The organism is Burkholderia sp. Ac-20392 (assembly GCF_017104585.1).
Lineage (GTDB): Bacteria > Pseudomonadota > Gammaproteobacteria > Burkholderiales > Burkholderiaceae > Burkholderia > Burkholderia lata.
The window spans coordinates 1-9,459 of sequence record NZ_JAAGPB010000322.1 but is presented as its reverse complement, the minus strand read 5'-3'; the positions used below and the strand labels follow the sequence as shown (position 1 = coordinate 9,459).

Below are 9,459 nucleotides of genomic sequence, written 5' to 3'. Positions count from 1 at the left end.
ACCGGATCGACGATCCCGACACGCAGCTATCGCTCGTGTACCCGAACCGCCAGTACGTGCCGGCCCGCACGCGCAGCTTCGTCGAGCACGCGCTCGATCATTTCAGCGCGCAGCCGGCCCGCGAACGCACCGACTACGGCTTCCTGCGGCCGTCGCGCGGGCCCGACCGCTCCGACATCGTCACGGGGCTGCAGTAAACTGCGCGCGTCAGCCTTCGGAGGTGCAGCGTGCGCGTGATCCTGTTCAGCAGCCGGCAGTACGACGACGATTCGTTTGCTGCCGCCAACCGGCAGTTCGGCTATCGGCTGCACTTCCAGCCGTCGCACCTCGACGCGGAAACCGCGATCCTCGCGCATGGCTATGACGTCGTCTGCCCGTTCGTCAACGACACCGTCGACGCGGCCGTCCTCGAACGGCTGGCGGACGGCGGCACGCGCCTGATCGCGCTGCGCTCGGCGGGCTTCAACCACGTCGACCTGGCAGCCGCCGAGCGGCTCGGCATCACGGTCGTGCGCGTGCCCGCCTATTCACCGCACGCGGTTGCCGAGCACGCAGTCACGCTGATCCTCGCACTCAACCGCCGCCTGCCGCGCGCCGTCGCGCGCACCCGCGAAGGCGACTTCTCGCTGAACGGCCTGCTCGGCTTCGACCTGCACGGCAAGACCGTCGGCGTGATCGGCACCGGCATCATCGGCAGCGTGTTCGCGAAGATCATGATGGGCTTCGGGATGCATGTGCTCGCGCACTCGGTGCCGCCGTACAACGACGAGCTGATCGCGTTCGGCGCGCGCTATGTCGCGCTCGACGAATTGCTGCACCACGCCGACATCGTCAGCCTGCACTGCCCGCTGCTGCCGTCGACGCACCATCTGATCAACGAACGGACGCTCGCGCGGATGAAGCACGGCGCGATGCTGATCAATACCGGGCGCGGCGGCCTCGTCGATGCGCAGGCGCTGGTCGACGCGCTCAAGAGCGGCCAGCTCGGCCATCTCGGACTCGACGTGTACGAAGAGGAAAGCGGGCTCTTCTTCGAGGATCACTCCGACCTGCCGCTGCAGGACGACGTGCTCGCACGCCTGCTGACGTTCCCGAACGTGATCGTCACGTCGCACCAGGCGTTCTTCACGCGCGAGGCGCTCGCCGAGATCGCGCACACCACATTGCTGAACATCGAGGCGTGGCATGCGGGCACGCCGCAGAACGTCGTGACGGCGAATCGCTGAGAAATCGACGAAACCGGCCCATTTCATGGTTGCGAGCGACACCGCAATCGTTTGCTTTTGACCATCGCTGAAAACACGATCTTTTGCATCAACAATTCCGCACTTTGTTTCGAATGATGTACCGCGGCTCGCGCGCGGTCTGATATCGTTGCGCCGACGTTATCCCCTGCTCGTGCCGCCCATGCGTTTCGACGACTCCGACATCGCCGCCGTCTACCGCGCCATTTTCGAACGGCGCGACATGCGCCACTTCACGCCGGCGCCCGTCGATCCCGCCGTGCTCGCGCGCCTGCTGCGCGCGGCGCATCACGCGCCGAGCGTCGGCTTCATGCAGCCGTGGCGCTTCATCCGCATCACCGATCCGGCGCTGCGCACCGCGATCCACGCGCTGGTCGAGGCCGAGCGCTGCGCGACCGCCGACGCACTCGGCGAGCGCCAGGACGAATTCATGCGGCTGAAGGTCGAAGGCGTGCGCGAATGCGGCGAGCTGCTGGTCGTCGCGCTCGCCGACGGCCGCGAACGCCACGTGTTCGGCCGTCGCACCCTGCCGGAGATGGATCTCGCGTCCGCCGCATGCGCGATCCAGAACATGTGGCTCGCGGCCCGCGCCGAAGGGCTCGGGATGGGCTGGGTATCGCTGTTCGACGTCGATGCGCTACGCGCGCTGCTGCGGATGCCCGACGGCGCGAAACCGATCGCCGTGCTGTGCGTCGGGCACGTCGACGCGTTCTATGCGAAGCCGATGCTCGAGCAGGAGCGTTGGGCGGCGCGGATGCCAATCGAAGCGTGCCTGTTCGAAAATGGCTGGGACGATCCGGCCGCGATCGACGGCGCAGGATCGCCGTCGTCGCGCGCGGACGTGGCGGATGCGGATTCGGCAATGGAAACGGGCGCCGACTCGGCAAGCGCATCGACCACAAGCGTCGACGGCTCGCCCGAACGCATCGCCTGACGCGCACCTCGCCGCCGCTAGCGTTCTGCCCCCAACACATTCAGAGCGCCGCAAACCCCGCCGAATCCCACACTGTGAGCTTCACGCACACTCCCCCGTCGCACGCCGGCAACAACCGTTTTGGCCCCAAGCATAGGGGTTTTCACTGAAGTAGAATCGCGGCTGTCGTTCGCCTTACCGTCCGCCCGTCCCGCGCATCCTGCGCCAGCCCGAGCGACGGCTTTTCCCGAGCCTACCGCGATGCCCTTACCTCTTTTCGCCCTCGCCGTCGCCGCATTTGGAATCGGTACCACCGAGTTCGTGATCATGGGGCTGCTCCCCAATGTCGCCCGCGACCTCGGCGTGTCGATCCCGGCCGCCGGCATGCTCGTGTCGGGCTATGCGCTCGGCGTGACGATCGGTGCACCGATCCTCGCGATCGTCACCGCGAAGATGCCGCGCAAGCGTGCGCTGATGGGCCTGATCGGGCTGTTCATCGCGGGCAACCTGTTCTGCGCGATCGCACCGGGCTATGCGGTGCTGATGGCCGCACGCGTCGTCACCGCGTTCTGCCACGGCGCGTTCTTCGGGATCGGCTCGGTCGTCGCGAGCAACCTGGTCGCGCCGAACCGTCGCGCGCAGGCGATCGCACTGATGTTCACCGGCCTCACCCTCGCGAACGTGCTCGGCGTGCCGCTCGGCACCGCGCTCGGCCAGGCATACGGCTGGCGCGCGACGTTCTGGGCCGTCACCGGCATCGGCATCGCCGCGGCCGCCGCGCTAGCCGTCTGCCTGCCGAAGAACCTCGCGATGCCCGACACCAGCATCACGCGCGAATTCAGCGTGCTGAAACATCCGCAGGTGCTGATGGTGCTCGGCATCAGCGTGCTCGCCTCGGCCAGCCTGTTCAGCGTGTTCACGTACATCACGCCGATCCTCGAAGACGTGACGGGCTTCTCGCCGCGCCAGGTCACTTACGTGCTGCTGCTGTTCGGCCTCGGGCTGACGGTCGGCGGTACGCTCGGCGGCAAGCTCGCCGACTGGCGCCGGATGCCGTCGCTGATCGCGACGCTCGCGCTGATCGGCGTGATCCTCGCGCTGTTCGCGGGCACGATGCACCTGCCGTTTGCCGCGCTCGCGACGATCTTCGTGTGGGGCATTCTCGCGTTCGCGATCGTGCCGCCGCTGCAGATCCTGATCGTCGACCGTGCCAGCGACGCACCGAACCTCGCGTCGACACTGAACCAGGGCGCGTTCAACCTCGGCAACGCGACCGGTGCGTGGCTCGGCGGGATGGCGATCGGCTCCGGCGTGTCGCTCGTGAACCTGCCGTGGGTCGGCGTTGCGATGGCTGTCGCGGCGCTCGCGCTCACGCTGTGGTCGGCGTCGCTCGAACGCCGCCCGGTGGCCGTGCCGACCGAGTACGTGTGAAGTAACCCTGTCTAAATCGTTGCGCACACAACTCCACTCAAAGCTGATGGCCTTCATGGACCTTTCAAGGTCCGCGGTGTAGCATCCCCGCCGATGAAAGCCATTCTTAATCGCGATTTCCTCGCACTCATTCTGAGCGTCGCGGTCGTCGGTCTCGGCACCGGCGCCACGCTGCCGCTCACCGCACTCGCGCTGACCGAGGCCGGACACGGCACCAACGTCGTCGGCATGCTGACGGCCGCGCAGGCGCTCGGCGGCCTCGCGATCGTCCCGTTCGTCACCGCGCTCGCGCGACACATCGGCTCGCGCCGCGCGATCGTCGTATCGGTCGTGCTGCTCGCGGCAGCCACCGCGCTGATGCAGTTCACGTCGGACCTGATCCTGTGGGGCGCGCTGCGCGTGCTGTGCGGCGCCGCGCTGATGCTGCTGTTCACGATCGGCGAGGCGTGGGTCAACCAGCTCGCCGACGATTCGACGCGCGGCCGCGTCGTCGCTATCTACGCGACCAACTTCACGCTGTTCCAGATGGCGGGCCCGGTGCTCGTCAGCCAGATCGCGGGCGCGACGAGCATTCGCTTCGCGCTGTGCGGCGCGCTGTTCCTGCTCGCGCTGCCGACGCTCGCGACGATCCGGCGCGCGCCGCTTGCCGGCGACGACGCGCATCACGAAGCGCACGGCCGCTGGCTCGACATCCTGCCGCGCATGCCCGCGCTGATCATCGGCACCGGCTTCTTCGCGCTGTTCGACACGCTCGCGCTGTCGCTGCTGCCGCTCTACGCGATGGATCACGGCGTTGCGAGCGCCACCGCCGTGCTGCTTGCGTCGATCATGCTGTTCGGCGATACCGCGATGCAGTTCCCGATCGGCTGGCTTGCGGACAAGCTCGGCCGCGAACGCGTGCACCTCGGCGCAGGCTGGATCGTGCTCGCCGGCCTGCCGCTGCTGCCGTTCGTGATCGCCAATCCGTGGCTCTGCTGGCCGCTGCTGTTCGTGCTCGGCGCGGCGGCCGGCAGCATCTACACGCTGTCGCTCGTCGCATGCGGCGAACGCTTCCGCGGCGCGGCGCTCGTCACCGCGAGCTCGCTCGTGTCGGCGTCGTGGAGCGCCGCGAGCTTCGGCGGCCCGCTGGTCGCCGGCGCGTTGATGGAACAAGTGGGCAGCAACGCACTGGTCGGCGTGCTGGTTGTCTGCGTCGCAGCGTTCGTCGCGGCCGCGCTGTGGGAGCGTCGCGCCGCGTTGCAACGCGCGGTCTGACTCCGACGCGAGCACCCCAAAGCGCTCCACCCGAACAACGACGGCACGAACACGCGTCGCCCGGCCACCGATACGCCGATCACCCTGCACAAACGAAGACGGCCCGCGCAATGCGGGCCGTCATGCTCATGGACGCGCTACGTTGCGCGTTACGCCGTCAACGCCGGCAGGATCTTGCCGACACACGCACCGAAGCCGACGCGATAGCCGTCGCCCTGGCACCATCCGGCGAGCGTGAGCTCGTCGCCGTCCTCGATGAACGCGCGGCTGCCGCCGCCGTTCAGCGCAACCGGCTCCTTGCCGTTCCACGTCAGTTCGAGCAGGCTGCCGAACGAGTCCTTCGTCGGCCCGCTGATCGTCCCCGAACCCATCAGGTCGCCGACCCGCGTGTTGCAGCCCGCGACCGTGTGATGCGCGAGCTGCTGCGCCATCGTCCAGTACATGTGCTTGAAGTTCGTGCGGCTGATCGACGTTGCTTCGGCCGCCCCTTCCTCGCGCAGCGTCACTTCGAGCGCGATGTCGAACGCATGCTTGCCTGCGTGCTGCAGATACGCGAGCGGTTGCGGCGACTGCTCCGGCTGCGCGACGCGGAACGGTTCGAGCGCGTCGAGCGTGACGATCCACGGCGAGATCGTCGTCGCGAAGGTCTTCGCGTTGAACGGGCCGAGCGGCACGTATTCCCATTGCTGGATGTCGCGCGCGCTCCAGTCGTTCAGCAGCACCATCCCGAAGATATGCGCTTCCGCGTCCTCGCATGCGATCGGCTCGCCGAGCGCATTGCCCTGGCCGACGATGAAACCCGTCTCCAGCTCGATGTCGAGCTTGCGGCATGCGCCGAACACCGGACGCTCCTGGTCGGGCAGCTTCAGTTGCCCGTTCGGGCGCCGTACCGGCGTGCCGCTCACAATCACCGACGACGCACGGCCGTTGTAGCCGATCGGCATCTCCGACCAGTTCGGCAGCAGGGCATTCTTCGGATCACGGAACATCGAGCCGACGTTGGTCGCGTGCTCCTTCGACGAATAGAAATCGGTGTAGCCGGGAATCTCGACCGGCAGATGCAGCGTCGCGTCGCGCTGGGCAACGAGCACCTGCGCACGCAACGAAGCATCGTCACGCAGCGTCGCATGGTCGCGCGAGAACAGGTCCGACAGTTGCACGCGCACGCTGCGCCACGCATCGCGACCGAGCGCGATGAACGCGTTGAGCGTCGGTGCGGCGAACACATCGGCGCCGGCCGGCAGCGTCACGAGGCCCGCGCGCGCGAGCGCCGCGAGATCGACGACCTGGTCGCCGAGCGCCACACCTGCGCGGCGCGACGCTTGCTTCGCATCGCTGAAGATCCCGAACGGCAGGTTCTGGATCGGGAAATCGCAGGCGGGATCGTTCGCCGACTCGACCCAGCTCTTGCGGGCCGGGTCGAGCGTCGCGCGCCAGTCTTGGGTATCGCTCATCTTTGCTCCGGATTGAAGTGTTTCTTGATGCCTTGCCAGCATTCGAAGTAGTCCGCCTGCAGCTGCGCGGTGTCGAGCGCGTAGCGCGTCGGCCGGATCAGCGTGCGGGTTTCGAACATGAACGCCATCGTCGCGTCGACCTTGTGCGGCTTCGTCGTATCGCTCGCGGACGCCTTCTCGAACGTGTCCGCGTCGGGCCCGTGGCCCGACATGCAGTTGTGCAGGCTCGCGCCGCCCGGCACGAAGCCTTCGGCCTTCGCGTCGTACGCGCCGTGCACGAGCCCCATGAATTCGCTCGCGACGTTGCGGTGGAACCAGGGCGGGCGGAACGTATCCTCGGCCGCGAGCCAGCGCGGCGGGAAGATCACGAAGTCGATCGTGTCGACGCCCGGCGTGTCGCTCTGCGACTGCAGCACCAGGAAGATCGACGGATCGGGATGGTCGTAGCTGATCGAGCCGATCGTGTTGAACAGGCGCAAGTCGTACTTGTAAGGCGCGTAGTTGCCGTGCCACGCGACGACGTCGAGCGGCGAATGGCCGATGTCCGCGCGCCACAGGCGGCCGTTCAGCTTCGCGATCAGCTCGAACGCACCTTCGCGGTCTTCGTACGCCGCTTGCGGCGTCAGGAAGTCGCGCGGGTTCGCGAGACCGTTCGAGCCGATCGGGCCGAGATCCGGCAGACGCAATTGCGCGCCGAAGTTTTCGCAGATGTAGCCGCGCGCGTCGCCGTCCGGCAGCGTGACGGAAAAACGCACGCCGCGCGGGATCACCGCGATCTCGAACGGCTCGACGTCGACCCGGCCTAATTCGGTCGCGATGAACAGGCGCCCCTGCTGCGGCACGATCAGCAGTTCGCCGTCTGCGCTGTAGAAGAATCGATCCTGCATCGAGCGGTTCGCCGCGTACAGGTGGATCGCGCAGCCGTTCATCGCGGCGGCCGAACCATTGCCCGCCATCGTCACGAGCCCGTCGACGAAATCGGTCGGCTCGACCGGCATCGGCAGCGGATCCCAGCGCAGCTGGTTCGGCGGCGTCGGCGGCACGTCGGCCGAATCGGCGAATTCCGACACGAGGCGCTGCGGGCCCGCATACGGCTCGAACGGCCGGTGCACGGCCGCCGGGCGGATGCGGTACAGCCACGAGCGGCGGTTGTGGCCGCGCGGCGCGGTAAACGCGGTGCCCGACAACTGCTCCGCATACAGCCCGTACGGCGCGCGCTGCGGCGAGTTGCGGCCGTGCGGCAACGCGCCGGGCAGTGCCTCGGTCGCGAATTCGTTCGCGAAACCGCTCTGGTAGCCGGCATCCGCCGGTTTCGACAGGTCAAGCGTCATCGTTTCCTTTCTCCCTCAATTCATCGCGGCGTTCGGCGCCTGCGCGCCGTTGCGCCGCGTCACACCGGCAAGCCCGAGGACGAACAGCGCCGAGCACAGCACGGGCACCGCGGCCGCGTGGAACAGCGCACCGTTCGACCAGTTGAGCGCAATCAGTTGTCCGCCGACGAGCGGCCCGAGCACCGAGCCGATCCGGCCGATGCCGAGGCTCCAGCCGATGCCCGTCGAGCGCAGCGACGTCGGGTAATACTGGCCCGCGAGCGCGTTCACGGCCGGCTGCCCGCCGACCACGCAGAACCCACCCGCGAACACCACCACCAGCAGCCACGGCAGCGCATGCGCGACCGAGCCGATCAGCCCCACCGACACGGCCGCGCATGCGAAGCAGGCGAACAGCACGCGCACGAAGCCGTAGCGTTCGATGAACCAGCCGAGCGACAGCGTGCCGATCACGCCGCCCGTCTGCAGCACCGTGCCGACGATCACGGCCGTGCCCTGCGAATAGCCCGCGTCGCGCATCACGGTCGGCAGCCAGTTCGACAGGAAGTACAGATCGATCAGGTTCATGAAGCTGATCGCCCACAGCAGCAGCGTGACCGGCAGGCGGCCGTGGCTGAACAGCTCGGCGACCGGCGCGCCGGTCGCGGCGCGCTCACGCACCACGAGCCGCGTGTTCGCATCGATGCCCGCCTGCGGCGCGAAGCGCGCGAGCCACTCGCGTGCCTGCTCGACGCGCCCTTTCAGCACCAGGAACTGCAGCGATTCGGGCAGCCGCGCGACCATCGCGATCGTCAGCACGAGCGGCACCGCGCCGCCGACGAAGAACACCGACCGCCAGCCGAGCGCCGGAATCAGCGCGGCGCTGATGAAGCCGCCGATCGCCGCGCCGAGCGTGAAGCCGCACGACACGATCATCATCCGCTTCACGCGATGCGTGGCCGGGCTGAACTCGCCGACCAGCGCCATCGCGTTCGGCATGATGCAGCCGAGGCCGAGGCCCGTGACGAAGCGCAACGCCATCAGCACCGGGATCGAACCCGCGAACGGCGTCGCGAGCATCGTCACCGCGAAGAACAGCGTCGAGCCGATCAGCACCGGGCGCCGCCCGATCCGGTCGGCCAGCACCGACAGCCCGAGCGCGCCGAGCAGCATCCCGAACAGGCTCGCGCTGAACACGGGCCCAAGCGCCTGCTTCGGTACGCCCCATTCGGCGATCACGCTCGGGGCGACGTAGCCCATCGCCTGCGCATCGAAACCGTCGATCACGAGGCACAGCCCGCACAACACCAGCAGCATCCAGTGAAAGCCCGGGCGATGGGTGTCGTCGATCACGCTCTCGACTTCGAGCACGCGCGCGTCGGCCGGCGCCGCGCTCATTGCGTCACCTCGGCGGCCGGATGCACGGGCGGCGTCACGCCCTGGCGCGCGAGCGCCATCGCTTCGCGCAGCACGTCGGCGTCGCCGATCTGGTTCGCGAGCAGCAGGATCAGCTTCGCGTTGACGAGCTGGCTGTCCGCATCGGACAGGTCGCGATGCATGTCGATCAACGCTTCGTAGAACGCGTCAGGGTCAGCCAGGCGCGGGCGGGTATCGAGTGTGGGCATGACGGTGTCTCCGGTGTCTTTATCGTTTTCAGCGTGCGCAGGTCGCGCGCGCCAGTGCGTCGGCCAGCGCCTGACGGTCGAGCGTGCGCGTCCGCGCGCAGACATGCTGGTCGGGACGCAACAGGTAGAACGTGCCGGGCTTCGCGTCGTAGCGTTGCGCGGCGAAGCCGTCGACGTCCTCCACGACGACGACACCCGCGACCGGCTGCGCGTGCCCGGCCGGCACGA

At 68.1% G+C, this 9,459-nt stretch carries 8 protein-coding genes and 2 pseudogenes; 5 read left to right on the top strand and 5 right to left on the bottom strand.

All coding sequences use genetic code 11. The features are described 5' to 3' along the window. From G3N99_RS27370 to G3N99_RS27350, 5 genes and pseudogenes are all read left to right on the top strand, one after another. Positions 1–197, top strand: a pseudogene (locus tag G3N99_RS27370) (LysR family transcriptional regulator); the annotation flags it as partial. A 30-nt stretch (positions 198–227) separates the two neighbouring features. Beyond that, positions 228–1,226 (top strand): 2-hydroxyacid dehydrogenase, encoded by a 999-nt coding sequence (locus G3N99_RS27365; protein WP_206123957.1) that lies wholly within the window; start codon positions 228–230, stop codon positions 1,224–1,226. A 181-nt stretch (positions 1,227–1,407) separates the two neighbouring features. Further along, positions 1,408–2,178 (top strand): 5,6-dimethylbenzimidazole synthase, encoded by a 771-nt coding sequence (gene bluB / locus G3N99_RS27360; RefSeq protein WP_206123956.1) that lies wholly within the window; start codon positions 1,408–1,410, stop codon positions 2,176–2,178. Positions 2,179–2,418: 240 nt separating this feature from the next. Next, positions 2,419–3,588: an MFS transporter gene (locus tag G3N99_RS27355; RefSeq protein WP_174939382.1), complete on the top strand. Its 1,170-nt coding sequence runs from the start codon at positions 2,419–2,421 to the stop codon at positions 3,586–3,588. Positions 3,589–3,681: 93 nt separating this feature from the next. Continuing rightward, positions 3,682–4,842, top strand: coding sequence for an MFS transporter (locus G3N99_RS27350; RefSeq protein ID WP_174940678.1), 1,161 nt, complete (start codon positions 3,682–3,684; stop codon positions 4,840–4,842). Positions 4,843–4,991: 149 nt separating this feature from the next. Here the strand turns inward: G3N99_RS27350 and fahA are convergent, their stop codons facing one another. The 5 genes and pseudogenes from fahA to G3N99_RS27325 all read right to left on the bottom strand — a co-directional run. Then, the gene (gene fahA, locus G3N99_RS27345) at positions 4,992–6,296 is read right to left on the bottom strand and encodes a fumarylacetoacetase (protein WP_206123955.1); all 1,305 of its coding nucleotides are present in this window, start codon (positions 6,294–6,296) and stop codon (positions 4,992–4,994) included. Next, the gene (gene hmgA / locus G3N99_RS27340; RefSeq protein ID WP_206123954.1) at positions 6,293–7,627 is read right to left on the bottom strand and encodes a homogentisate 1,2-dioxygenase; all 1,335 of its coding nucleotides are present in this window, start codon (positions 7,625–7,627) and stop codon (positions 6,293–6,295) included. The genes fahA and hmgA overlap by 4 nt, the downstream gene beginning before the upstream one ends. A 15-nt stretch (positions 7,628–7,642) precedes the next feature. Continuing rightward, positions 7,643–9,004: an MFS transporter gene (locus tag G3N99_RS27335; RefSeq protein ID WP_206123953.1), complete on the bottom strand. Its 1,362-nt coding sequence runs from the start codon at positions 9,002–9,004 to the stop codon at positions 7,643–7,645. After that, positions 9,001–9,231, bottom strand: coding sequence for a DUF2783 domain-containing protein (locus G3N99_RS27330; protein ID WP_174939372.1), 231 nt, complete (start codon positions 9,229–9,231; stop codon positions 9,001–9,003). Before G3N99_RS27330 ends, G3N99_RS27335 begins: the two co-directional genes overlap by 4 nt. A gap of 28 nt (positions 9,232–9,259) precedes the next feature. Next, positions 9,260–9,459 (bottom strand): annotated as a pseudogene (locus G3N99_RS27325) (FAD-dependent oxidoreductase); the annotation flags it as partial.

Coding starts and splice junctions, on each gene's coding strand:
- G3N99_RS27355 (WP_174939382.1), top strand. CDS start 2,419: ATGCCCTTACCTCTTTTCGCCCTCGCCGTCGCCGCATTTGGAATCGGT.
- fahA (WP_206123955.1), bottom strand. CDS start 6,296: ATGAGCGATACCCAAGACTGGCGCGCGACGCTCGACCCGGCCCGCAAG.
- G3N99_RS27330 (WP_174939372.1), bottom strand. CDS start 9,231: ATGCCCACACTCGATACCCGCCCGCGCCTGGCTGACCCTGACGCGTTC.
- bluB (WP_206123956.1), top strand. CDS start 1,408: ATGCGTTTCGACGACTCCGACATCGCCGCCGTCTACCGCGCCATTTTC.
- hmgA (WP_206123954.1), bottom strand. CDS start 7,627: ATGACGCTTGACCTGTCGAAACCGGCGGATGCCGGCTACCAGAGCGGT.
- G3N99_RS27350 (WP_174940678.1), top strand. CDS start 3,682: ATGAAAGCCATTCTTAATCGCGATTTCCTCGCACTCATTCTGAGCGTC.
- G3N99_RS27335 (WP_206123953.1), bottom strand. CDS start 9,004: ATGAGCGCGGCGCCGGCCGACGCGCGCGTGCTCGAAGTCGAGAGCGTG.